At 35.8% G+C, this 25,517-nt stretch carries 21 protein-coding genes; 14 read left to right on the forward strand and 7 right to left on the reverse strand.

Going from position 1 to position 25,517, the window contains the following annotated elements; genetic code table 11:
• Positions 1 to 40: 40 nt before the first annotated feature.
• Positions 41 to 259 carry a hypothetical protein gene (locus tag ACHMWN_RS00220; RefSeq protein ID WP_397296723.1) on the reverse strand — a complete coding sequence of 73 codons (219 nt, stop codon included), beginning with the start codon at positions 257 to 259 and terminating at the stop codon, positions 41 to 43.
• A gap of 598 nt (positions 260 to 857) precedes the next feature.
• Between ACHMWN_RS00220 and ACHMWN_RS00225 the strand changes: the two genes are divergently transcribed.
• The 9 genes from ACHMWN_RS00225 to ACHMWN_RS00265 all read left to right on the forward strand — a co-directional run bounded on the left by ACHMWN_RS00225 (position 858) and on the right by ACHMWN_RS00265 (position 10,746).
• Entirely contained in the window at positions 858 to 1,067 is a 210-nt protein-coding gene (locus ACHMWN_RS00225; protein WP_173272426.1) for a hypothetical protein, read from the forward strand.
• A gap of 564 nt (positions 1,068 to 1,631) precedes the next feature.
• Positions 1,632 to 2,252, forward strand: a complete 621-nt coding sequence (locus tag ACHMWN_RS00230; RefSeq protein WP_173272424.1) for a hypothetical protein — start codon at positions 1,632 to 1,634, stop codon at positions 2,250 to 2,252.
• A gap of 719 nt (positions 2,253 to 2,971) precedes the next feature.
• A complete protein-coding gene (locus ACHMWN_RS00235) occupies positions 2,972 to 4,054 on the forward strand; it encodes a hypothetical protein (protein ID WP_397296727.1) in 1,083 nt (360 codons plus the stop codon).
• A complete protein-coding gene (locus tag ACHMWN_RS00240) occupies positions 4,047 to 4,820 on the forward strand; it encodes a hypothetical protein (protein WP_397296729.1) in 774 nt (257 codons plus the stop codon). The genes ACHMWN_RS00235 and ACHMWN_RS00240 overlap by 8 nt, the downstream gene beginning before the upstream one ends.
• Before the next feature lie 598 nt (positions 4,821 to 5,418).
• Positions 5,419 to 5,961, forward strand: a complete 543-nt coding sequence (locus ACHMWN_RS00245) for a hypothetical protein (RefSeq protein ID WP_397296732.1) — start codon at positions 5,419 to 5,421, stop codon at positions 5,959 to 5,961.
• 926 nt (positions 5,962 to 6,887) lie between these two features.
• Positions 6,888 to 7,433, forward strand: a complete 546-nt coding sequence (locus tag ACHMWN_RS00250) for a M23 family metallopeptidase (protein WP_397296735.1) — start codon at positions 6,888 to 6,890, stop codon at positions 7,431 to 7,433.
• An 80-nt stretch (positions 7,434 to 7,513) separates the two neighbouring features.
• A complete protein-coding gene (locus tag ACHMWN_RS00255) occupies positions 7,514 to 8,668 on the forward strand; it encodes an O-antigen ligase family protein (protein ID WP_397303503.1) in 1,155 nt (384 codons plus the stop codon).
• On the forward strand, positions 8,661 to 9,983 hold the full coding sequence (locus tag ACHMWN_RS00260; RefSeq protein ID WP_397296738.1) for a hypothetical protein: 1,323 nt from the start codon (positions 8,661 to 8,663) through the stop codon (positions 9,981 to 9,983). The genes ACHMWN_RS00255 and ACHMWN_RS00260 overlap by 8 nt, the downstream gene beginning before the upstream one ends.
• 202 nt (positions 9,984 to 10,185) lie before the next feature.
• Positions 10,186 to 10,746 carry a hypothetical protein gene (locus tag ACHMWN_RS00265; protein WP_397296741.1) on the forward strand — a complete coding sequence of 187 codons (561 nt, stop codon included), beginning with the start codon at positions 10,186 to 10,188 and terminating at the stop codon, positions 10,744 to 10,746.
• A 334-nt stretch (positions 10,747 to 11,080) separates the two neighbouring features.
• Here the strand turns inward: ACHMWN_RS00265 and ACHMWN_RS00270 are convergent, their stop codons facing one another.
• Positions 11,081 to 12,520 carry an APC family permease gene (locus ACHMWN_RS00270; protein ID WP_397296743.1) on the reverse strand — a complete coding sequence of 480 codons (1,440 nt, stop codon included), beginning with the start codon at positions 12,518 to 12,520 and terminating at the stop codon, positions 11,081 to 11,083.
• A 289-nt stretch (positions 12,521 to 12,809) separates the two neighbouring features.
• Here ACHMWN_RS00270 and ACHMWN_RS00275 point away from each other — a divergent pair, with 289 nt between their 5' ends.
• The 4 genes from ACHMWN_RS00275 (at position 12,810) to ACHMWN_RS00290 (ending at position 18,802) form a co-directional block, all read left to right on the forward strand.
• Positions 12,810 to 15,050 (forward strand): sodium-translocating pyrophosphatase, encoded by a 2,241-nt coding sequence (locus ACHMWN_RS00275; RefSeq protein ID WP_397296746.1) that lies wholly within the window; start codon positions 12,810 to 12,812, stop codon positions 15,048 to 15,050.
• 192 nt (positions 15,051 to 15,242) lie between these two features.
• Positions 15,243 to 16,940, forward strand: a complete 1,698-nt coding sequence (locus ACHMWN_RS00280; RefSeq protein ID WP_397296749.1) for an amino acid permease — start codon at positions 15,243 to 15,245, stop codon at positions 16,938 to 16,940.
• A gap of 707 nt (positions 16,941 to 17,647) precedes the next feature.
• On the forward strand, positions 17,648 to 18,223 hold the full coding sequence (locus tag ACHMWN_RS00285; protein WP_397296752.1) for a MarC family protein: 576 nt from the start codon (positions 17,648 to 17,650) through the stop codon (positions 18,221 to 18,223).
• 45 nt (positions 18,224 to 18,268) lie between these two features.
• The gene (locus ACHMWN_RS00290) at positions 18,269 to 18,802 is read left to right on the forward strand and encodes a hypothetical protein (protein WP_397296755.1); all 534 of its coding nucleotides are present in this window, start codon (positions 18,269 to 18,271) and stop codon (positions 18,800 to 18,802) included.
• Between the two features lie 181 nt (positions 18,803 to 18,983).
• Here ACHMWN_RS00290 and ACHMWN_RS00295 read toward each other — a convergent pair whose 3' ends face one another.
• The 3 genes from ACHMWN_RS00295 to guaA are packed head-to-tail and all read right to left on the reverse strand — an operon-like array spanning position 18,984 to position 22,888.
• Positions 18,984 to 20,159 carry an RsmB/NOP family class I SAM-dependent RNA methyltransferase gene (locus ACHMWN_RS00295; protein WP_397296757.1) on the reverse strand — a complete coding sequence of 392 codons (1,176 nt, stop codon included), beginning with the start codon at positions 20,157 to 20,159 and terminating at the stop codon, positions 18,984 to 18,986.
• A 7-nt stretch (positions 20,160 to 20,166) separates the two neighbouring features.
• The gene (locus ACHMWN_RS00300; RefSeq protein ID WP_397296759.1) at positions 20,167 to 21,405 is read right to left on the reverse strand and encodes an amino acid ABC transporter substrate-binding protein; all 1,239 of its coding nucleotides are present in this window, start codon (positions 21,403 to 21,405) and stop codon (positions 20,167 to 20,169) included.
• Positions 21,362 to 22,888: a glutamine-hydrolyzing GMP synthase gene (gene guaA / locus ACHMWN_RS00305; RefSeq protein WP_397296762.1), complete on the reverse strand. Its 1,527-nt coding sequence runs from the start codon at positions 22,886 to 22,888 to the stop codon at positions 21,362 to 21,364. The genes ACHMWN_RS00300 and guaA overlap by 44 nt, the downstream gene beginning before the upstream one ends.
• Before the next feature lie 186 nt (positions 22,889 to 23,074).
• Here guaA and ACHMWN_RS00310 point away from each other — a divergent pair, with 186 nt between their 5' ends.
• On the forward strand, positions 23,075 to 23,530 hold the full coding sequence (locus tag ACHMWN_RS00310) for a hypothetical protein (RefSeq protein WP_397296764.1): 456 nt from the start codon (positions 23,075 to 23,077) through the stop codon (positions 23,528 to 23,530).
• Positions 23,531 to 23,554: 24 nt separating this feature from the next.
• On the opposite strand, the gene ACHMWN_RS00315 is transcribed toward ACHMWN_RS00310, so the two are convergent.
• A complete protein-coding gene (locus tag ACHMWN_RS00315) occupies positions 23,555 to 24,016 on the reverse strand; it encodes a deoxycytidylate deaminase (RefSeq protein ID WP_397296767.1) in 462 nt (153 codons plus the stop codon).
• Positions 24,017 to 24,117: 101 nt separating this feature from the next.
• Positions 24,118 to 25,401 carry a sugar MFS transporter gene (locus ACHMWN_RS00320; RefSeq protein WP_397296770.1) on the reverse strand — a complete coding sequence of 428 codons (1,284 nt, stop codon included), beginning with the start codon at positions 25,399 to 25,401 and terminating at the stop codon, positions 24,118 to 24,120.
• Between the last annotated feature and the right edge of the window lie 116 nt (positions 25,402 to 25,517).

The raw sequence follows: 25,517 nt of genomic DNA on the forward strand, positions 1-25,517 counted from the left end.
TCGGTTTTTTAATCAACATCTTGTGGCGTCTAATCTGTATTCAAACGAAAAATTTAATCAACAACTCAATTATTACAGCAATTTCTTCTTGAATTTGCTTATTGGTCTTGCCTTTTTTTCGTTTCAGATTTTGAAGTCTTTGTAATGCTTCATTCAAGACAATTAAGTCTTGTTCCGAAAGAGAACACTGGCTCTTTGTGATAATAGTGATACCTTGTATCACGTTTTCAATGTTTTGAATTTGTTTTAATCTTGACATTTTACTTGTTTTACGACAACGACATTGTTGCCTGCTTATTCAACAAGAGGTCTAGTAAAATATCTAGTTAAAGCCTATACACTTAATGTGTAGCGTCAATGTTCTCATACACTCACTTAAATTTCCTGCTTAATAATTGCTTACATCGCAACAACTATCAGAATTCATCAATCCGAACATCTCCAAGACGGCAAAGCGGTTTCGGTGTGGTCAGGCAGGTTGAATTGCTGTGCTGTTTATTAACCCGTTAGGGTTGCCTTTTCAGACATTCAAATGAACTCCATTAAGAGTATAGACATCAAAACACTTTTCAAAGAACTAATACAGTACAAATATAAGTAATATTCCTGACAGTTAATAATATATTTGAAAATATTTTTAATGCCAATTGTAAGTTATTCTGTAAATGGTCCATTCACTTACTGCATAGATGTAATGGAAGCTTAGCATACCACCTACTTATGATGTACTATAAAGCCTAGTCCTATCAGCGCATATATGTTAAAAATAGTTAAGATTAAGGCTAAATCAAATTACCCTTAAATAAAAATACAAAAGCTCCGTTATAGGTGCTTTAAAATATTTCAATTAAGCTCAAATGGAAAATCAACAAGACCGAGTAATTATTTATCCTTCAGACATCATGCGCTGGTACGGTTATGATCCGTTGTCAAGAAGTGCCTATCTTAAGCATCGCGAAATTAAAAAAGCAATGGGCATCGTTGGTAAACGACCGCTCACCATTTTCCATTTAAGCGAATACTTCGGCATTTCGACAGAAGACATCGCTAAGAAATTGTTTGCCTAAGTCGTGCATTTCTTAATCCTATTTAAAAAATCTACGCCCTAAATTCTAGTGCTTGCACTCTTTTCGTCTGTATCCTTTGGTTTTTCCCAATGGGAAAAGGGCTTTGCGTAACGGGAGATGTCTTTTGCATGATAGGAAAAGTCCTTCGCGTAACAAGAAATGTCCTTTGCGTGATGGGAAAAACCCTTTGCGTGACGGGAAATGCTCTTTGCGTGATAGGAAAAGTCCTTTGCGTGATGGGAAATGTCCTTTGCGTGATGGGAAAAGTCCTTTGCGCAATGGGAAATTGACATTTCCTATCGGGAAAAACCAAATTTCCATATTGAAACGTGCCTAAACGACAGCGTTTTGATCAAATTAAACTGGTTTTGTAGCGAATGGTATAGGAATAATATACAAACAACAAATTTCGACTATTTATACCCACTTTATACTGATTTTAAACGAATTGATTAAAATGGTATTAATAGTAATACATTATGCATCAGCGTGTTGCAAAGTCATATTCCCTTATTTACTTTGGTATCGGTTTAGGGGAATACACCCCTGCCTTAATATGAAAACATGAAAATTGCGAAATTAATTTTAAGCTATTCGAAGCTATCGGATGCACAATTGAACTTAAAAGCACAAAACATTGTAGATGCATTAACCAACAATGCTTATTTCCCCACTACCACGCCCTCTTTGGCACAACTTACTTCGAATGTAACTGCGTTCAATTTAGCGCTCAATAAAGCAGCTACGGGTGATCGTCAGCAGATTGCCTTAAAAAATCAAACAAGATTAACTTTGATCTCCGATATGCGCCAAATGGCATTGGATATTTCTTCTCAAGCTAATGGCGATAAAGCTCAATTAATTAGTAGCGGTTTTGATATTGCGAAAGAAGGTGAAGGAAGCAGTGCCATAGAAAATCCAATAGATTTTTCGATGAGCGACGGCGCTAACCCAGGGGAAATGATTTTCTGCTGCAAAGCGGTAAAGGGTGCGTTGAGTTATAATTTCCAATACACGGATGAATTGCCTACAGCAGATAGTCAATGGAAAACTCAACCTTGTAGTTCCTGTCAGTTTACCTTTAAGGGTTTAAAAAGTGGCACACGTTTATATGGTCGTATCACTGCCGTGGGCAGAAAAGGGCAAATGGCAGATTCTGATATTATTTCTAGAATGGTGCAGTAAGGGGTTTGGGGGGTCGCGTCATTTGGACCGTAGCGGAGAACCACGAAGTGCTCAGCGAAGCTAAATCTTTGGACTTTTCCAATGCTTGAGCCTACCCCATGATCGTCTTTGCGATCCCGATTTTTCATCGGGAGTGGCAATCTCCTAATTTCCATACTTGTCATCCTGAGCGTAGCGAAGGATCTATTTTCTTCCTATGCTCAGTCTTGCCTCGGCTCTTGATAGCCGAAGGATCAAGTCCCTTTTTTCACTAGTGCTTATTTTGGGGGTGTTCAAGAGTGCTACGCAGTTTTCCTTGATGAAAAAGGAACAATCCCGAGCTTGCGAGAGCATGAATACCGATAAAAAAATAAAGGCTAATGAATAACATCAAGGCTGTGAATCATTGCTCGGATTACACTATCCAAACTTTTAAAGCGACAGAAAAAGGTTCGATAAAAATCCGATAAAATCGGATCGAACTGCTTTCTGTCTTGGATAGTGGTTGTTTTAAGTTTGTGCAAAAGTTCGAATGCGTTCTCCTTCGGAATGCTTCAAGGCCGGTTGTAGCTCTTAGGAATGGTTTTGGAAGGTTGGATCCCCGCCGCGTCATTGGCCAACCTTATCCCCCTAAAAGACTACAAAATAAATGCTAGATAATACTTATCTTGACTTTAATTTCTATATAAATTACTTTAATGTCAATTTAGAATATACTAGATAATAACCTTACTATCAATATGAAAACTAATCTCTTAATCTGTAGCTCCTTAAGGAAGACTTTTCTTTATGTATTACTGTCATTAAGCCTTTGTTTTTCTTGCAAGAAGAACGAAGGAACTGACGTTGAACTTGACAGCCTTATAGCAGCTAAATCATGGTATCTGAAACAGAACAAGGAATCTTATAAAAGAAATACAGAGTCCTTTTTAATGACAAAGGACAAATCAGTCCGTGTAAAAAAGGAAATCGATTGGAGTGGCGCTAAATCATATAAATTATCAGATGGAACTGACATTACAGGCATTCCAGTAGATTTGCGTTTTTCGGATGGAAAACTAGCAAATGGTAACTTTCTACTTTTAATAACAAATTCGGAAAAAGGTTTTAAAAGCATCATCACCAAGGACCAAAAGACTGAATCCTCAGACACTTCCCTAGGTTCAGCAAGTACTCTTGAAAATCTTTACAGAAAATCAAATGCTAACCTAGAAAAAGGAGGTGGAATTAATAAGATCAGAGCGAAACTGATGAATGCACCAATTGTCACATGTATAGACTGGTACTATGTTGAAACTACTTATGACGAAGAAGGAAACATCATAGATGTCTATATAGAGTTTCTGTATACCGAATGCCTTGAAACAACAGGAGGAGGAGGAGGAGGAACGCTAGAGCCTACCGAGCAACAAGATTGGGGAGCAACGACAGATGAAGATTATTCGGAAAACATAGTAGAAGAGGAAAATAATGAAGTTGACACAAGATACTTTATTCACTACTACAAATGGACCTTTCATAAGGCGTATCAAGACTTGTGGGTTTTTAGAAGTTATGAGAAAGGGCGGACAAAAAAGATTGGCACTGGTAATGAGAAATTTTGGAGCTTTGTACATCTTAATCACTTTCCTGTAGGAGTGCCATTAGGGAAAACAATAAATATTCAAATGATTGATGCTTATACCTATTTTTCACCAGAAGCTGGCACTGTTAATCTGTACTATAAAGTCCAAAAAGTATTTAATGTAGAAGGGACAACATCAGAATACTACTCGGGAGAATATACTAAATCAAAAACATTTGGCCCTCAACAATATGAGTAAGTATCTAATTATTATTTTACTAATTGTAGGTTGCTCACGCGAGAAAAAGATAATAACAAATAATATCTCAATCGTAGACTTTAGTTCGCATGCTCGGTCAGAGGATGGATTTGAAGGTTTTGACATCAATAATGAAGTGAGGATTGCATTCTATAAGGATTATATCCTGTACAGAACCTCATTAACTTCAACTGTTGACACCAATAGGAATAATGAGGCACATATTTACCTGAATGAGCCCGTTGGTAAAAAGGTCCACTCTTATTTTGTTATAAAGAACGGAGATCAAAAAGGAATAGTTTATGGATCCACTATAAGAAACCGAATTATTGATGTGAATATTTTTCTACGTGACCACGGGTTAAATTTTGATGGCTCTTCATTTTTTAAAATGCAGCTTAATAGAGAACCAGATACAATTATAAGAGATTTAAAATCCAAAGAAATTGTGATGGATAAATATGCTGTCAAGAATAAGCAGCATGGCCAACCAGACTCTGTGTATAGGTACTACAATAAAGATCTTAGTGGCCTCCAATGTTCCTTCAATAAGCCCCTAGATAAAAAGATGAATAGTAAAATGTGGAAAATATCATTAATATTTGTTAAAAGTCACAATTCAGGTGCTAAAGACGCATTAAGATCACAAAATGAGGCCTATTGGAAGTTTGACAAAACTTCCCTTAGCAAATCTGAAATCAAAGAATTGATGGGCATCTTTAACATATTTATTAAGGAACGCTCTAAGATAGATTTACGTAATTAAGATTAGACTAAGTTGGAAATGCAATAAAAGAAAGGCCAAATTATCAAGCCCTTAAAAACTATTTTGATGGAAAAATAACTTTGCAACAACTAAAAGATTTAAAAGGACGTCAAGAAACATGCAATCAAAAGGATTAAGCTTATTAAAAGCACTATTATTATTTATCCTATTAATTGGTGTTATTAGTTACTTATACGACTGTATTGTAAATTTTGAATATGCTATTAAAAACCTAAACTTTCTCCTTTTATATATAGTTGACTATCTATTTAGAAGCTGGCTGTTTATACTCGTATTTATCTGCTATTTTTTAATTTTCAAAAATTTAGATGAAAAAAGGTTTCTTTTATTTAAAATCATCTACATGATCTTATTTTCTGCTCTATATGCAAGATGTTTTTACATGGATGATTATAGTTTAAGTAATTTAATAAACAAAGGATTTAAACTCTTTGTATGCTGTTCTATAAGTAGCATGATGAGTATGTTATATTTAGAGCTTTATATGTATAAAGGTAGAAAACAAGATTAATTATCCCTGCTGTTCAACATGAGCTAACAATTCAAAGGGTAGTTATTACAATTTAGATTAAGTTTTATGAAAAGAAAAGTATTAGCATTGATAGTGATCGTTTTTAACTTCTTAATTATAAATAATAGTAAAGCTCAAGAAGATTATCAATTAAAATTTAAAATTGAGAACTCATTGTATTCATTTTTTAACACTTATGGACATGATGTTTTCTCAAACCCAAAGTATAAGGATAAAGCATACACTTTTGGTTTTGCTATAAGTATCAATCAACATGGCTTAGTGGAAGAGGTCATATTTTCGAACAAAACAAAAACCCTAGATAGTTTAGTTTCTTTTGCAGAAATAACAAAAAAATTAAAAGCGCAAAAAACCGCCTTCAAAAGTTACAGGAATACTGTTTTAATAAGTTTTGTGCTAGTGCGAAGAGGTTGGGATAAAAATATAGCTAATTTTTATGATAAAGATGATTTAGAGAGAAATCCAGAACTACCTGATTTTGATACTTATTTTTATAAAATAATGCCTAACATAGATCGTATTAATAAGGATAAAAAAATAAAATTTTTACAACCTTTTAGTATGATCCAAGTACAAGGACATCGTTAGGTAAATTAAATGCCGTTAGAGCATCTTGCTGGTGCACGTCTGCGACGTTTACTTTTCTTTTAAGATCTATTATGATTTCACACAGCACAGGCGTGTGCTTACGAGGATCGTCATTTCGACCGCAGCGGAGAACCATGAAGTGCTCAGCGTAGCTAAACCTTTGAACTTTCAATTTCTATTTACGCTCTTGTCATCCTGAGCAAGCTTGCACTGAGCGTCGCAGAATAAACGACCTTTCCTTTCTTCAACGCTCGGGCTTGCCCCCATGCCCGTCTTTGCGAGGCTTGTTTTTCACAAGCCTGGCAATCTCCTAACTGCAGATTACTTTGGCACAAGCGGGACGCTTGCGCTAGAGGGTTGTTTTTCACAAGCCGTGGCAATCTCCTAATTGTATTTACTCCATACTTGTCATCCTGAGCACAGCTAAGGACAAATATTCTAGCTCACGCTTTGGCTTGCCTCGGTTAGCCACCGATTCGGGTCTCTTCTTTTCCATTGATGAAAAGAAGCAAAAATCTAGGCTGCGAATCATTGCTCGGATTACGCTATCCAAACTTTTAAAGCGACAGAAAAAGGTTCGATAAAATCCGATAAAATCGGATCGAACTGCTTTCTGTCTTGGATAGTGGTTGTTGTAAGGTAGTGCAAAAGTTCGAATGCGTTCCCCTTCGGAATGATTCAAGGCCGGGTGGCGTTCTTGGGGATGGTTTGTGGTTTGGGAAAGGTTGTAGGGCCTTATATCCCCCAAAAAGACTACAAAATCAACATTAGACAATACTTATCTTGCTTTAAGTCGAAATGTTCAGCGAATTTCAAAGAACAGGTTATAGAAGACAATAATTAATTAGGTGCAACCTTAAAATACTTGATAGTTAATATTAGATAAATAACCTTATGGATGAACTTAATACCAAACTTGTGTGAATATGACAATAAAAAGAATGATAAAGCTTTTGTCTTTTGCGTTGGTCTTACTAATTGTTAGCGGTATTTCTTTTGTAAACATAATAAGGCAGAGCAAGGAGCTAATCATTCCTGTTCTTGGTGCTACTATAAATAGTTGGGATTGTAAAAGTTATTGGCATTCTCCTTGGGGGAAGTCTATAGTTCATAAAGGCATTGATATATTTGCTCCACATAAAACTGAGATACTAAGTCCTATAACAGGTTTTATACTTTCAGCTGGTTACAGTGAAAATGGGGGGAATTATCTTTATATTTTTGGACCAAAATTACGAATCTATTATTTCGCTCATCTCAACACTTCAGAAAAGCACTCCTATACCTTTATTAACAAAGGACAGCGTATAGGGGCGGTTGGTAATTCTGGTAACGCAATTAGCTCACCATATCATCTGCATTTCTCTATATTTTCTCTTTTTCCAATTGTAAAGTACTACACTACAAATGAACCGAAAGGTTGGATGAAGATGTTCTACCTCGATCCTGTTAAATCCCTTATCACAAGCTAATGGTTAATGATTACTTAAGGCGATATCCGTTCATCATAAGCTTTGCTTTACTTTCTTCGGTACTTGCTATTTCACTAGTTATGTTAAACCGAGCATTTCTTGTTGGTGCAGTGCTAGGAATTATTTTCTTGTTATTTTCTTTTGAAAAGTTATCATTAAACAAAAAAACAATTGGTCTCTCCTTCCTTTTTGTCTTAGTTGCAATTGCTGTAGTTACTATTTTTCTAAAAAGTGATTCTAGTCTAGGTAGACTACTCATCTATAAAATTTCGTGGAACATGTTTACTGAATATCCAATTACAGGAATTGGTTGGGGTAATTTCCAAAGGGAATACGGTTTGCATCAAGCAACATATTTTCAAGCAGGAAACTATAGCCAAAAGGAATTTCTTTTAGCAGACAATACATTCTATGCTTTTAACGATTATTGGGAGTTGATAGTTGAAACAGGAAGTATTGGTGCAGGTTGTTTATTTACTTTCCTTTACTTTATAGTTCGACTGGCTTATCATCGCCTCCATACTACCCCAAATGATGATTTATTAAAATTTCTCTTAGCTCTTTTACTGGTCATTGGTATTGCGGCACTGTTTACCCATGTATTTGAGCATGGCCCTTTTAAAATCATACTCGCATTTATCTTGTCATATTTATTGCTAGCAAAACGCAAAAACTTTAAAATCGTTGCTACACTAACTATTACAGTAACATACGCTGCTTGCCATTACTATTTTAAGCTTAACAACATCAGCAATTACAAAAAATGGGAGCATGCTAAGATTTTGTCTTCAACTGGATACATTTTAGAAAGCCAAAAAACATACGAATATTTATACAAAAAGTTTTATGACAATCTCGAATTTCTGCAGAACTACAATAGTGTGCTTGGATTTAACAATCCTGACAAAAAGATTTTCATTCTAAAAGAAATCCTTAAACGGTATACCCATCATGCCTGCTATTTAGAAATGGCAAAGATTTATGAAGAAATAGGTATGAGAAAAGAGTCAGAAAATGCATTTCTAAAAGCTGTTTATATGGTACCTAATCGGTTTGTAACAAAAGAGGCAATCTATAATTTTTATATCAATCACAAGCAATTCGATCAAGCTGCCTACTGGCGCCACATCATACTCACCATGCCAGTCAAGGTCCCTTCAGAAAGGATTGAGGCGATTAAGCAAACTGTAAAATCAAAACATTTATTAACCTTAAAAACTAAAATTTATGATTAAAAACAAAAATCCGTACATTATTATTACGGCAATCTGTATGCTTTCCATTGGAATCTATTCCTGTCGGAAAGAAATGACAAGTATTCCCGAAATGAAGCATGAAGCTCAATGGGCAAAAAGTTATTTTAACGATGTACTTTTACCAAAGAGTGGTAATCAAGTCTCATATAAAATGGCAAACAAATTATCATCTATAAAAGAGAGGGAAACAAAACCAAATCAAAAAACGCCCTTATGGACTCGTGCATCCATTGGTAAAACTGCTTTGTATGAATTTGTGGAAGTCCCTTTGTCTTACAATAGGAAGATTGTAACGTTAATTGGTCCAAAAGATATGAAAGCAGATCCTGAAATAATAAAGGCAAGTTTTAATCGATTAATTATTTTCAAGGATAAAAAAGGGAAAATCAATCAAAGAATTGTCTCATTCATCCCCGACAAGGACTATCTACGAAGACATAATGGGGATATTAGCCATAATAAGATCGATCACCTAGATCCTGATTTTAATGGTTTCCTTGTATATAAAACATGGGATGATGTCACTGTAAATAGATTACGAATTGTAAATGGAAAAGCGGTTAGTTTAAAAAAAGTGAAGGCAACGTCCTCATCATTTAAACTAAACAAATCTGCCAGCACGGACAGAACTACATCAGAACGTCCAGGATATGAAGGTGAACCTGGATGCATCGATTGGTATGACGTTACATGGGAAATAATTTGTTATTACATGGGTGATGACCCCATTCCATACTACTGTAGTGATCCGATAATAGTATCAGAAATTTATTTAAAAACAACTTGTCCAGATGGAGAAGAAGGTCCAGACTGCGAAGATCCTGTAAATTTCACCAACCCAGACTGTGAAACTGGATGCAGAGGATGCGATACTGACCCTGATTTTAGCCCAGATTTTGGATCTCCAACTAATATTGATAAAAGTAGCACTGGAGAAACATATGAGGTAATGGGTATAGATACATTTAAAGTGAGAAACGTATCTTGGCTATATCATTATGGGCTAGAGTATAGCTTTGAAAGTACGGAGAGAGCTGCCGTTAAAATTAGTGGTGGTCCAAGAAAATTTCATTCTTTAGTGCATCAAGGCGTTGATTACACTGGGAGTACTACAAATTATGAGGTTACGTTAGACAAGGAAACTTTTACTCCTCAAGTACAGGACAGTTCGGGGCAAATGCATGCAAGATATAAAATTATGATTGATGCAGAAGTTGCGGGTATTAAAAAACATTATGTATCAGAATATTATGATTCTTATGGTCATTGGGATACATACTTTCAATTTTTTTAAATGAGACAATTTATTTTTTATTTATTCTTATGCTCAATAAGTATTTCGTGTAGGACAAAACAAAGTGTAATTGAGATTATAGAAATAAAGGACTATGGACAATTTTTTGATCTTGAGCGAAAGTCTCTGTTTAAAATGGGACATACTTCAAATCTTGTATTTAGTGGTAATGACAGATTGTTCATTGAATCGAAGGATCTCCTTGACGACAAAAGACATTCTAGACAATACCGGCAAAAAGATAGACAACGTGGTTACAAAGCAGGATACATCGTACATAGTGCATGTTTTTCAAAAGGGGAGTAAAAATGGATTAAGTTATCACTTGGATTCTTTTAAAGAAGAAAAAGGAATAGTATTTAATATCGACTCTTTATTGCAAACCCTAGGCTTGGACAAACAGAACATGCTTTTACTCAATCTCGACTTAGGAAAGCCAGATAAAGTAATAAAAGAAAAAAATGTTGTGATTGAAAAATTCTCTTTTACTAAGAAAAGTGCCTCCGACCCAGACTCGGCATATCGATATTATGATCGAAGATTAAGAAATGTTGACTTTTCATTTTCCGAAAGGTTAGATAAACAAAAGAACAGCAAACTGGTCAAAACTTTATTTATCTACAATCAGACAAGTGGTATTGATGGGCCTAAAAAATATACCATTCCAAGAAGAGTAATGGGGACTTCAATGGCTAGAGTTAATCTGAACGTTGATCGTATTAAAGAAGTTTTTGAGAAATTCAGAAAGGAGATTGAAAAATAGAAGGATTGCAAATGCTAATTCCGTAGTTCGAGGTGGGTTTTAACAAAAAAAAGATGTCACCTAATTAGTTTTACTACGATTTATATTTCATAAAAAGCCACTCATTTGAGCGGCTTTTTATGATTAATAGTATTACTCCCTTCTTATACAAACTTCTAATAGTGGGATTTCTACCTTTTAGTATTCATACATTAAGTAGCAGCAGCAATTGATATACAATACGTAAAACTACGTGTTGTAAGCGGTGATCTTTTTTGCGATTAAACAAAAAAGGATGGCAAGATTAAATCCTACCATCCTTTAGCTATTGAATTTTATTCGTCGTTACATCATTTTACAGGGCCTTTTTCCGATTAAGGAAAAGGTAAACCGGAACGCCTAATACTACAATGATCAAACCTGGCCACGTATATTGCTGTTTATACATGAGCAGTAAACCACAAAATGCAGCACCAATTAATAAGTAAACAATTGGAGTAATTGGGTATAACCATGTTTTGTACGGTCTCTCTAAATTAGGTTGCTTTATTCTTAAATAAATGACACCAAAAACAGTAATCATGTAAAACAGTACAATCACAAAAGAGATCATATCCAATAGATTACCATACTGTCCGCTTAAACATAAAACGGCAGCCCAAATTCCTTGCATCCAAAGTGATTTTTCTGGCACTCCGTTTTTGTTATTGGCAATCGCTGCTTTAAAAAACATTCCATCCTTGGCCATGGTTTGGAAAACCCTTGAGCCTGCAAGTACCAATCCGTTAATGCAACCAAAGGTCGAAATCATCACTAAAACCGCCATTATGATTGTACCAATGCCCGTACCGAAAATTTGCTCGGAAGCTACCACAGCAACTCTATCGTTTGTTGCAAAAGCAATTCCATCTCTGTTTAAGGTATTCAGGTATACAAAATTGACCAATAAATAAAGGATCATTACTGCAGAAGTACCTAAAACCATAGCACGTACGATATTTTTTTTAGGGTTTTCTATTTCTCCAGAAACAAAGGTTACGTTTTCCCAAGCCACACTAGAAAATACCGAGCCTACCATTGCCGCTGCAATACCGCCCATAATGGTTAGTCCAGAAATAGATTCCCATCCCGATTTCAAAAAGTTTCCAGCTGCATCTGTTTTCAGGTTATTAAATGCTTTCCAGCCAAGACCCATATTCTCGTTCCAAAAATTGTTTTTTACCAACAAGAAACCTAAAACAATTAAACCAATTAACGCAACGATTTTAGATCCAGTAAAGATATTTTGTAAGAGTTTACCACCTTCTACTCCTTTGGTATTGATATACGTTAACAGCAAAATAACGACAATCGCCAAAATCTGTATCCAGGTAATTTTATAGCCACCACTTTGAAAAAGTGGCGCAGCATCGTTTAATGTTGGGATGAGATAGGCTGTAAATTTACCAAAGGCAACTCCAACAGCGGCAATAGTTCCGGTTTGGATGACCGTAAACATACCCCAACCGTACAGAAAGCCCATCATCTTTCCGAAGATTTCTTTTAAGTAGGTATATTGTCCACCCGCCTTCGGAAACATCGCAGAAAGTTCTCCATACGAAATCGCGGCAGCAATGGTCATTACCCCAGTAATTACCCAAACTACAATTAACCAATATCCGGAACCTAAATTCCGCATGATATCGGCGCTTACAATAAAAATTCCGCTGCCAATCATAGATCCCATCACCAGCATTATCGCGTCAAATAGGCCTAATTTTCTTTTTACAGCACCTTCTTCTTTTTGATTCTCCATTAGTTTTTTTGTTTTTATTTGGTTTTCCCGATCGCTATCGGATGGTTTATAGTGGCTAATATATATCAAATAAAATATAAAAAGAATAGCGATGAACGAGGATAGCTTCAGATTATTACCTAAAAAGAAAAAATGTTGACAATCATTTTGATAAAAATTTGGTTATTAGTTAAACACGCTTATTTTTGCAAGCCGTGTATTATTTTTATTTCATCTGTTATATTATTTCTTAACAATGAGATGCGGCCAAAGAATTGCAACTAAAACAACCAAAATATAAAATTAAACTATGGATTTTCTACAAAACAATTTAATCTATTCCATTCCTCTATTGGGCCTAATCGGTATTCTGGTTATGGCTGTGAAAAGTGCGTGGGTAAACAAACAAGATGCAGGTGATGCAAACATGCAAGAACTTGCGGGCTACATTGCCGATGGTGCAATGGCCTTTTTAAAAGCAGAATGGAAAGTATTAAGTATTTTCGTTGCCTTTACTGCTGTTATTTTAGCCTATTCGGGTACCATACACGAAATTAATGGTGTAGCCATGCACTCGAGCTGGATTATTGCAGTTGCCTTTATTATTGGTGCTGTTTTTTCTGCAACTGCAGGATATATCGGTATGAAAGCCGCTACTAAAGCAAACGTTCGTACTACGCAAGCTGCAAGAACGAGTTTAAAACAAGCCTTAAAAGTTAGTTTTACAGGTGGTACTGTAATGGGACTTGGTGTGGCTGGTTTGGCTGTATTAGGTTTAGGTGGATTATTTATTGTTTTCTTACAAGTGTTTCATGTGATTGCACCAAACAGTGTAGAGATGAGAACTGCCATTGAGGTGTTAACAGGTTTCTCTTTAGGTGCTGAATCTATTGCTTTATTTGCTCGTGTTGGTGGTGGTATTTATACCAAAGCTGCCGATGTAGGTGCAGATTTAGTGGGTAAAGTAGAGGCTGGTATTCCAGAAGATGATGTGCGTAACCCTGCAACCATTGCCGATAACGTGGGCGATAACGTAGGTGACGTAGCAGGTATGGGTGCCGATTTATTCGGTTCGTATGTGGCGACTATTCTTGCTACCATGGTGTTAGGACAAGAAATTGTAGTGGAGAAACTAAATGGTATTTACTCAGATGGATTAAATGGCTTCTCTCCAGTGTTATTACCGATGGTTATTTGCGGATTGGGCATTATATTCTCTATCGTGGGTACGTGGTTTGTTCGCATTAAAGGCGAGGATTCGAATGTACAAACAGCCTTAAACTTAGGTAACTGGGGGTCGATAGTGTTAACAGGTATTGCTTCTTTCTTTATTGTAAAAGCAATGTTGCCAGCTACTTTACATTTAAGAGGGGTAGATTTCACGAGCATGGATGTATTTTACGCCATCGTGGTTGGTTTAGTGGTAGGTACCTTAATGAGTATCATTACTGAATACTATACCGCAATGGGTAAAGGTCCAGTAAATTCAATTATTCAACAATCGGGTACAGGTCACGCGACAAATATTATTGGTGGTTTATCGGTAGGGATGAAATCTACAGTTGCGCCAATTTTAGTGTTAGCTGGCGGAATTATTTGTTCATATTCATTTGCAGGTTTATACGGAGTAGCGATTGCTGCAGCAGGTATGATGGCTACAACGGCTATGCAATTAGCCATTGATGCTTTCGGTCCAATTGCAGATAATGCAGGTGGTATTGCAGAAATGAGCCAATTACCTCCAGAAGTTCGTGAGCGTACCGATAATTTAGATGCAGTGGGTAACACCACCGCAGCAACTGGTAAAGGATTTGCAATTGCTTCTGCAGCCTTAACATCTTTAGCTTTATTTGCAGCGTTTGTGGGTGTAGCAGGTATTTCGGCAATCGATATTTACAAAGCACCTGTATTGGCTGGTTTGTTTGTGGGCGCCATGATCCCTTTCATTTTCTCAGCTTTGTGTATTGCAGCAGTAGGTAAAGCAGCCATGGATATGGTACAAGAAGTGCGTCGTCAGTTCCGTGAAATTCCTGGAATTATGGAATACAAAGCGAAACCAGAATATGAAAAATGTGTAGCCATCTCTACTAAAGCGTCTATTCGTGAAATGATGTTGCCTGGGGCAATTGCCTTATTGGTACCAATATTAGTTGGTTTTGGCTTTAAAGGTGTGTTTCCAGCAGTAAGTTCGGCCGAGATTTTAGGTGGTTTATTAGCAGGTGTTACCGTATCGGGTGTATTGATGGGAATTTTCCAATCAAACGCTGGTGGTGCATGGGACAACGCTAAAAAGTCATTCGAAAAAGGAGTAAAAATTAATGGTGAGATGTTCTACAAAAAATCAGAACCACACAAAGCTTCTGTAACGGGTGATACAGTTGGTGATCCATTTAAAGATACTTCAGGTCCATCAATGAATATTTTAATTAAATTGATGTCTATCGTTTCATTGGTAATTGCGCCATATATCGCTGTTAGTCCTTCAAATGCTCAAACCGCAGCTGAGGTTAAAAAAGAAATCATAGAGCTGGTAAAATCGGTTGATTCTTAGGAACAGTTAAGATAGATACCATTACAAATAGTGTGGATACGCTAACTCATCCTTAGTATATTTATAATTGTTACCAAATAAAGGGGGTTTGAATAAAAATCCCCTTTATTTTTACCTAATTTTTATTTAGGTTTGAACCTATATTTAATAAAACTGAAAACGTATTGAAACACTTTAACTAAACCTTAAACTATGAATTTTAGAAAGTCAATTGACTTACTTACAAAAGAAGCAGAAGAGAGCGGAGAAGGCACGCTGAAGCGGACCCTTGGCCCCGTAAATCTAGTTGCTTTGGGAATTGGTGCTATTATTGGTGCTGGTTTATTCTCTATTACAGGTTCTGCGGCAGCTAACAATGCTGGTCCTGCAATTACCATTTCATTCATTATTGCAGCTGTTGGTTGTGCTTTTGCAGGTTTATGCTATGCAGAATTTGCATCAATGATACCAGTTGCTGGTAGTGCTTATACTTATTCTTATGCCACCATGGGCGAATTTGTTGCCTGGATTATTGGTTGGGATTTAGTACTTGAATATGCTGTTGGTGCCGCTACGGTTTCCATTAGTTGGAGTCGATACCTGGTCAAGTTCCTCGGATATTTTAACGTCGGGCTACCCCATGAGTTAACCATGTCTCCTTTTGATTCTACTGCAACTGGGGGTGAAATCATGAATTTACCTGCTGTATTTATTGTTGTGTTAATGTCTTTAATATTAATTAAAGGAACTAAAGAATCGGCAGTAATTAATGGTGTAATTGTAGCAGTTAAAGTTGTAATCGTATTAATCTTCATCTTCTTAGGTTGGAAATATATTAATACTGAAAACTATACACCTTACATCCCTTCAAATACTGGGAAATTTGGTGAATATGGTATTTCGGGAATTATTAGAGCTGCTGGTATTGTATTCTTTGCCTACATCGGTTTCGATGCGGTATCTACTGCTGCGCAGGAAGCAAAAAACCCTAAAAAAGATATGCCTATCGGTATTTTAGTTTCACTGTTTATCTGTACCATTTTATATATCTTATTTGCTCACGTAATGACAGGTGTTGCAAATTATGAATTATTTAAAGGTCAGGATGGTATTGCACCAGTTGCTGTTGCTATTGATAACATGGGCGTTAAAAATGCCGCAGGTGTTGTTGCTCCAGCATATCCTTGGTTAAACAAAGCAATTATCTTAGCTATTTTGGGCGGTTATGCATCAGTAATCTTAGTGATGTTAATGGGTCAATCGAGAGTATTCTTCTCTATGAGTAAAGATGGTTTATTACCAAAAGTATTCTCTAATGTTCACTCTAAATTCGGTACACCAGCAAAAAGCAATTTATTGTTTATGGTATTTGTAAGTTTATTTGCTGCATTTGTACCTGCAAATGTGGTTGGTGAAATGACGAGTATCGGTACCTTATTTGCGTTTATCTTGGTATGTATTGGTATTATGATCTTGAGAAAACGTATGCCAGATTTACCTAGAGCATTTAAAGTTCCTTTGGTACCACTTATTCCAATTTTAGGGGTATTGGTATGTTTAGGAATGATGGTATTCTTACCACTTGATACTTGGGTTCGTTTATTGGTATGGATGATTATCGGTATTAATGTTTACCTTTTCTATGGTATTAAAAACAGTTTGTTGTCTGATAATGTTCCAGCAACAATGTCAAAAAGCAGCAAGACTGTTTCATACATCGGATTAGTATTAGCTGTATTGTTGATTATCGTGGCAATTTTACACCACCATTTATCATTACAAGCCTTAGAACTTGATCCAACTGTTAAATTAGATGTAGGTTTATATTACTTCTCATTAGGTTTTGCAGCTTTACACGTTGTTATTTATATATTCAGAATAGCAACTGCAAAAAATATCCAAGCAAAATAATTTAACTTAAAATAAGTTAAAGCCATCTCATTAAATTGAGGTGGCTTTTTTGTTGATATATAATTTTAGCTCACGCTCTGGCTTGCCTCGGCTCTTGATAGCCGAAGATCAATTTACTTTTTCCTTGATGAAAAAGTAACCAAAAAATCAAGGCTGTGAAATCATTCCTTGGATTACGCTATCCAAACTTCTAGGGCAACAAGCAGCTTGTTCGATGAAGGATCGAACTGGCTCATTGTTTTGGGCTGTGGTTTTTGAACAGTAGTGCAAAAGTTTGCATGCGTTCTCCTTCGGAATGCTTCAAGGCCGGCCAAAGTTCTTGGGACTGGTTTGTGGTTTGGAAAGGGTTGTAAATCGCTCGCGTCATTACCTCTATGTCGGTCTTTGCTAGTCTTGTTTTTCACAAGCCTTGGCAATCTCCTATTTGCAGTTTACTTGTTGTCGTTATTGCGTGAAGAGATTGCCACAGTCGGTGAAGGACCCCCTTCGCAAAGGCGAGTGTTTTTTGGCTCGCTGCCGCTAAGGCTATCGTCATTGCGAGGAGAGAAACGACGAAGCAATCTTAAAACATATACAAATATGATAACCTATCGCTTTAAGATTGCTTCGTACATCGCAATGACGACAATTCTAATACAAACAATATTAATCGAACTAAGATTAATATCTACACATAAATCTTACATTTGTGATAAACCATCCCGATTATGGAACATTTACAATTCGATTTCAGTCAAATACTATCTACTACAATGGTGTTGTTTGCCATTATTGATATTTTAGGATCTATTCCTATTGTAATTGAATTGCGTAAAAAGGCAGGACATATTCAATCTGAAAAGGCAGCAATAGTAGCCACAGCCTTAATGATTGTCTTCTTATTTGCTGGTAAAACGTTGTTAAGCGTAATTGGCGTAGATGTGCAATCTTTTGCTATTGCAGGTTCTTTTGTAATTTTTGCCTTAGCCATGGAAATGGTGTTAGGCTTAACTATTTTTAAAGAAGATGCACCAGAAACGGTATCGATAGTACCCTTAGCTTTTCCTTTAATTGCTGGTGCAGGAACAATGACTACCCTACTCTCCTTGAAAACAGAGTACGCTACCCAGAATATTATTGTAGGTATTATCCTAAACATGATTTTCGTTTATTTTGTCTTAAAGAATACAGACAGACTAGAAAGGCTTTTCGGTAAAACCGGATTGAATATTCTTAGAAAAGCATTTGGTATTATTCTATTAGCAATCGCTATAAAATTATTCAGGACGAATACGGGATTGTAGTTATAAAACTAATGCTATTTCCAGTACGAAAGTTACAAGCAATTCATGACGCCAAACTCACAACAAAGCATATCCGCAAAAAAAGTATACGAAGCTATAGCTGAAGGTCTGCCTTTAAACGACTTAATAATTTATGGAGATTTAGAAATTAATGGAGATGAAGATTTTGAAAACCCTCTGATAATTGAAAATTGTATTGTTGAGAATTTAAAATGTATGATGGTTCGATTTATTAAGCCAGTTATATTCAAAAGCTGTCATTTTAAGGATGCATCATTTAGCTTCTGTTACTTTATAAAGGGTCTTTTAATCGAAGACTGCATCTTTGACAAAGATCTAGACTTCCAAGCTGGAGGACACAATGAACTAGAACATCCTATTCTTTTTAGCAACAATGAATTTAAAGGATTTGTTAACTTTTGCGACTGTTGGTTTAATGGAGAAATAGTATTTAATAATAATAAATTTAATACGGGGACGAATATTGAAAGTAAGCGTCAGTACCTAACTTTTGATATTCCATTACTTATGATAAATAATTCAGGACTAACAAATATTGAAAGTGAATATAGAGAATGAGATACGACTTATATATTATTTCAACCCATATGGGATTGTAACAAATATTCAGTAAATTGGTCTTATAGTAGTAATCATTTGTAATGAACAGTTTTGAGCAATTTACGGTAATCATTGGCGCATTAGCCATTCTTTTCGAAGCCATTAGGCATTTGAAAGGAAAGCTTAAACATTGGCATCACTAGCCAACCTTTTCTTGCTTGATTAATCGAGCAACAAACATACTGTCTGCTTTAGCTCCATATCCTTTAATCAATTCCATTTTCTCTAGTTTCAACTCAAAATTATCGACTAGATAATTTACTACATCTTCGTTTTCTGCTTTAAAAACAGAACAGGTCATGTAAATTAATGGTTTGCCTGGTTTTAGGTACTTTACTACGTTTGCTGCGATTGCTTTTTGCAACTTTACATAGTTCTCTATTTTATACTTTTCGAAATAATATAACATCTCAGGTGTACGTCTCCACGTTCCAGAACCCGAACATGGGGCATCTAACAAAATGCCATCAAACTCGTAATGGTGTAAAATCTGATCGTTATTTTGTAAGAGGTCAATTACTTTTAAATGGTATTTCTTAATGCCCGCTTGCAGAAAACGTTCTTGTAAATTCGATAGGCTGTTTTCTCGTACATCACTCACTAAAAGTTCCAAATTAGGCTCCAAACTATGGAGTAAGATTGACTTTCCGCCAGATGCAGCACAACAGTCCCACCAATAATCGTACTTTTTAGGTTCAAAATACGCACCAGTTTGTTGCGAAGAAAGATCTTGAATTTGATACAATCTTGGATCGTTAATGACCTGTTCCAATTTTGTCCCGTTAGGTAATGCCAACGTAGTTGAAGAAATTTCTTGATATGGAACCTCATTCGCCTTTAGTTGATTAAAGATGGCTTGTATATGGGTTTCTTTTACTCTAATAAATAAGTCTGGCTGAACAAAGAAGGCTGGATAAAACTCATCTTTTGCAATTCCTGCTGAAAGCTCTGCAGTAAAAGGAAAAACTTCTTCTAGTTTAAACGCTGGATAGTGCTGTTTAACTAAGGCTATTTTATCATCAACCGATTTAGAAATTGATTCTTCTAATTTTGGTAAATAAGTGGAGACGATTAAACTCCTGGTGTCATGACATAAAAAATCAGCAATTGCCAATCTTTCTAAATCGGCTAGTTTACTTAAAGCCTTTCCTAATCTAAAAAAGCTATAAATATAACGTGTTGCCCATCGCCTATCCGACGAGCCCATTTGTTTGTTCTGCTTAAAATAACTGAATAAATGTCGATGCAAAGGCAACACCCCATCGTAACTTTTTAAAAGTTGTTCAAATGCTCTTACCTGATGTTCTACCCTCATATGTTATTTACTCAACTGTGTTCAAGTTAAAATTTTTGTACTGCACTAACATTAACTCGGTGTTATAATATCCATATTGTGGATTAAAACCAAACTCGAATGAGTTATGCAATCCTTTATATTTCTCTTTCGTTAAATAAGCAAGGTAATCTGCGCCATGCTTCGCTAATAGTTTGCCAAAGTAAAATCCAATATCAAATCCTTTAAAGGAGTATTCGCTTGGTTCGAAGTTAAATTGAGCACGGTACTTTTTGATGAAATTAATTACTGCAGAACTTTTATAATCAATTTTATACGATGTACTTATAATGGTATTTAAACCCTGCAATTGATCTAAGTTATACGTTTGCTTTATCCAGTTCGGGTGACCGAAAAGGTTAATATCATAGTCGATCGTTTTTAAGTTTTTTAACTTAAATAATTTATCAATACTCGGCTTTACAAATGCCATTTCAGAGGAACAAACAACCACTGCATACCGTTTACCTTTAATCATTCTGGTTTCAAAGGCATAAGTGGATGTAAATTCTTGAACAATAAACGATGGGTATTTTGCTTTAAACTGATTTTTTATTGGCATAGCAAATTGTTCATCCGCTGTTTTTTTAGGGTTAATTAAAACCACAATCGAATTGCTACTTTGGTAATGATCTGCAATATAATCGGCTATTTTAGCACCGTGCTGATCTATATTATTTACAATGGAAATTAATTTTGGGTTGTTAAAATCGCTAGGTTTAGACGCTGCCAATGGCGAAACGATAGCTAAATCATTTGCAATAGCATAGGTCGTTATGTATTTTATACCCTCAGGAAAAACAGGACCAATGATAAGATTACTATTTTTTAGATCTCCTTTTTTAAGAAGAACCGATAATTGGCTGTTATCATCTCTCGTATCAAAAACATTCAATTTAAAATTAAGACCTAAAGCAGCAGCAAAGTCTATCCCCAATTTTACACCTTGGTAAAAATCAATAGCCATATCAGCTCTTTGAAGCTGGGCTTTTGTAGCCGTTTCTAAATTGATCTGGTTTAACTTAAATGGAATTAATACCGATATATCAGCTGCTGTAAATCGCTTTACAGGTTTCTCCACTTTTACAACCGGTGGCGCATCCTTACTTGGTTTAATTACACCACTATTCACTTTTGGCGAACAGGATGCAATGAATACAGCGCTAAAAATTAGCAGCCAAATTCTATTCCCACTCAATAGTAGCTGGCGGTTTTGAACTAATATCATATACAACTCGGTTAATTCCTTTTACTTTATTAATAATTTCATTAGAAATTTTTGCGAGCACGTTATAAGGTAAATGGCACCAATCTGCCGTCATTCCGTCTACAGATTCAACTGCACGAAGACAGATTACATTTTCGTAGGTTCGCTCATCGCCCATTACCCCAACAGATTGTACTGGAAGGAAAATAGCGCCAGCTTGCCATACTTTATCATATAACCCAGCTTCTTTTAAATTGTTTATATAAATAGCATCTGCTTCTTGCAAAATAGCTACTTTCTCTGGAGTTACATCTCCTAAAATTCGAATTGCTAAACCTGGACCAGGAAAAGGGTGACGACCTAAAATAAATCCTTCGATGCCTAACGTTTTCCCTACTCTTCTTACTTCGTCTTTAAACAAGGTATTTAACGGTTCAACTACTTTTAGCTTCATGAAATCTGGCAATCCACCTACATTATGATGTGATTTAATGGTTGCAGATGGTCCTTTTACAGAAACTGATTCAATAATATCTGGGTAAATTGTTCCTTGAGCTAACCACACTACGTCTTGTACTTCATGCGCTGCATCATCAAACACTTCTATAAATACTCTACCAATCGCTTTGCGTTTTAATTCGGGGTCTTTTACACCTGCCAACTGGCTTAAAAACCTCTCTTTTGCATCAATACCTTTGATGTTTAAACCCATGTCTTTGTATTGCTCCAACACGCTTTCAAACTCATCTTTTCTCAACAATCCATTATCTACAAAGATGCAGTGCAAGTTTTTGCCAATGGCTTTATGCAATAATATCGCTGCCACACTCGAGTCGACACCACCAGATAAACCTAAAACTACTTTATCATTTCCTATTTTAGCTTTAAGCTCGGCAATAGTCGTTTCAACAAATGCATCTGCTGTCCAATCTTGTGAACAACCACAAATATCTACTAAAAAGTTCTCTAATAATATTTTGCCATCTGTACTGTGTGTCACTTCTGGGTGGAATTGAATAGCATACGTATCGGTATCTTTTACTTGATACCCTGCTACTTTCACTTCTGATGTGCTGGCAATAATCTCAAAATTATCTGGTACATGTTTAATTGTATCGCCATGGCTCATCCATACTTGAGAATCAATGTTAATCCCTTTAAATAACTTATTTGCGTTATTTACAAAGTTCAAATTTGCTCTACCATATTCTCTTGTTGATGAAGCTTGAACATCTCCTCCGCTTTGTTGTGCAATAAATTGAGCACCATAACAAACCGCCAATAATGGAAAGGCTGTAAATAAAGATAAATCTACAAATGGTGCATCTTCTTGACGAACAGAATAAGGACTACCTGATAAAATAATTCCTTTTACGGTAGAATCTAAGGCAGGGATATGATTAAATGGATGGATTTCGCAGTAAACATTTAGTTCGCGAACGCGACGGGCAATAAGCTGTGTAAACTGAGAACCAAAATCGAGAATGATGATTTTTTCTAGCATGGGCAAAGATAACGTTTTAAGCTGAAAGGGCAAAGGGATTGTAGACCTTCGCTACCAATCTTACCTAACTTAACCTGTAAAAATTAATGGATTTATAGAAAAGATATAAAAATAGTAGCTTTAGGATAAAAACTTATTCTTACTAAATTAATATCTTATTCAAAACTAAAAATTAAGAATATCCCCATGAAAAGATTACTATTCTTATGCCTACTATTGCCATTTACAACATTTGCCCAAAAAGAAATTCCTAGCAATGCCAATAGTATTATCCTTTTAAATAAGAATACCGCCTATGCAAATTTTACAGATGTTAGATTATTATTGACAAAAATGAACATCGAAATTGCAGATTTAGATAAAGATCGATTTCAGATTAAAACAGGTTCCATTTCCGTTAAAGATCAAGCGACTGCCTACTTTGATTTTGATTGTAGAGACGATAAAATTACGGTGACCGGTAAATGGAAATCAAATACCGAAGTAGATGCTTCAGGTGTACCTATTAAAAACAGTTATTTAAGAATTGATCATAGTGGTATTGCAAATAGTATCCATAAAGCAGCATTTGAAAAAATGAATGACCTTGCAAAGAAGTTTGGAACTGTACTAACGTATGAATTTTCGAAATATTTGGATTAGGTATATTTAACTAAGCAAAGCCTACTATCCCTCTATTTTATGCTGCATCACCTTCACCCCAAAACGAACTAAGAAATCTACACCTTCATCGCTTGCTAAGCCTTTGTAAGCTGCATACGAATCTTTAAAGTAAACTTTCTTTATTCCTGAGGATAAAATTAATCGAGCACAAGCAATACAAGGTGAAAGTGTGGTGTAAATGGTAGCTCCTTCTATCTTCGATCCATTTTTTACGGCGTACAAAATCGCATTTTCTTCAGCATGTAAGGCTAAAGAACAACTTCCTTTGCTATCTCTAGCACAACCTGTTTCTGGCCATTCTTCATCGCAATTATGTGTACCCGCTGGTGGACCGTTATAACCGATGGAGATGATCCGTGTATCTTTTGTTAAAACTGCACCAACATGTGCCCGTACACAATGCGAACGCGTAGCTAAATCTGATGCCAAATTCATAAATATTTCGTTGAAAGCTTGTTTTGCCATTTGTGTAAATTAAAAAGCGCTCCGAAGATATCAGAGCGCTTTCAAAATTAGTGTTTTTTCCTTAAATGATAAGGCTAATTTATTTCGGTAATTGCCTTTCTTTATTTCTTTAAGCCTGCCTTATGCCCTTTAATTGCAAAAAATATAATATATAGGTAAGCTGGCAATAGCGTATATAAAAATGCATGTTGAAAATCTATATTTAACCTATCTTTTAAGAAACCATAAATTGGCAAAACCAAGGCGCCGCCAGCAATTCCCATGATCATAATTGCAGAACCTGTTTTGGTAAATCTTCCCAAACCTTTAATGCCTAATGGGAAAATGGCTGGCCACATTAGCGAGTTCGCTAAACCTAATAATGCTACCGAATAGAAAGATACATTGCCTGTTGAAAAAGCTGACACGAAGGTTAATGTAACGCCTAAAACAGCACAGCTACGTAGTGCCATTTGCTGACTAATAATTTTAGGAATGGCAATAACTCCAATTACGTAACCTACTAACATACAAATCAATGTGAAAGAAGTAGAGAAACGTACAATATTTGGATTTATATTTAACTCACGCCCGTAGGTTGCAATCCCATCTCCAGCCATCACTTCTACAGCTACGCAACAGAATATAGCAAAAGCACCTAAAAACAAGTGTGGGTATTGAAATATGCTCGACTTCGCTTTTACTTTACTGGTTTCATCAATTACCTCTTCTTCAGCTTCTACTTCGGGAAGATTGACAAACTTAATTAATACCGCAAAGAGCACAAAAACTACTGCTAACACAATGTAAGGTGTATGCACTCGTTGCAATAATTCATCTAAAATTGCATTTTTTGCATTGATATCGGTAGTTGCCTTAATCTTTGCCGTCGTTTCTGCCGAGTTCTTTAAAAACAATACACCAAAGATAATAGGAACCAATACACCTGCTCCTTTATTACACAAACCCGCAATGGAAATTCGTGCAGCAGCGCTATCAATTGGCCCAATAATGCTTAGGTATGGATTTACTGCAGTTTGCAACAAAGCCATCGCAGAACCCTGAATAAAGATGCCCGTTAAAAACAAACCATAGCTTCTATTATCTGCAGCGGGTATAAATATGAGCGAACCTACGCCTAATATGACCATGCCTAGAACCAATCCGTTTTTAAAACCAATTTTTTGCAAAATCCAAGAACTTGGTAAAGCGAGAAAAAAGTAAGCAATATAAGAAGCGAAGGTTACAAAAAATGCTTTTAAATCTGTTTCTAGGTTTAAAGCTAGTTTTAAGAAAGGGATTAATGTGCCATTTGCCCAAGTTACGAAGCCGAAAATGAAAAACAGAGCACAGCAAATTACCATAGGCAATAATGCCGTTCTGTTTTGGTTTGAAATAGAAGTCATTGTTTAGTTTAGGTTTAAATTTTATCTAACATAAGAAAAAATTAAAGGCATCTTGCACTAAAAAACTGCGCAAACGTTTGATTAAAAGCAAAAAAAAAGCCCCGATTATATCGGGG

Origin of the sequence: Pedobacter sp. UC225_61, assembly GCF_044452285.1 — a bacterium.
GTDB lineage: Bacteria > Bacteroidota > Bacteroidia > Sphingobacteriales > Sphingobacteriaceae > Pedobacter.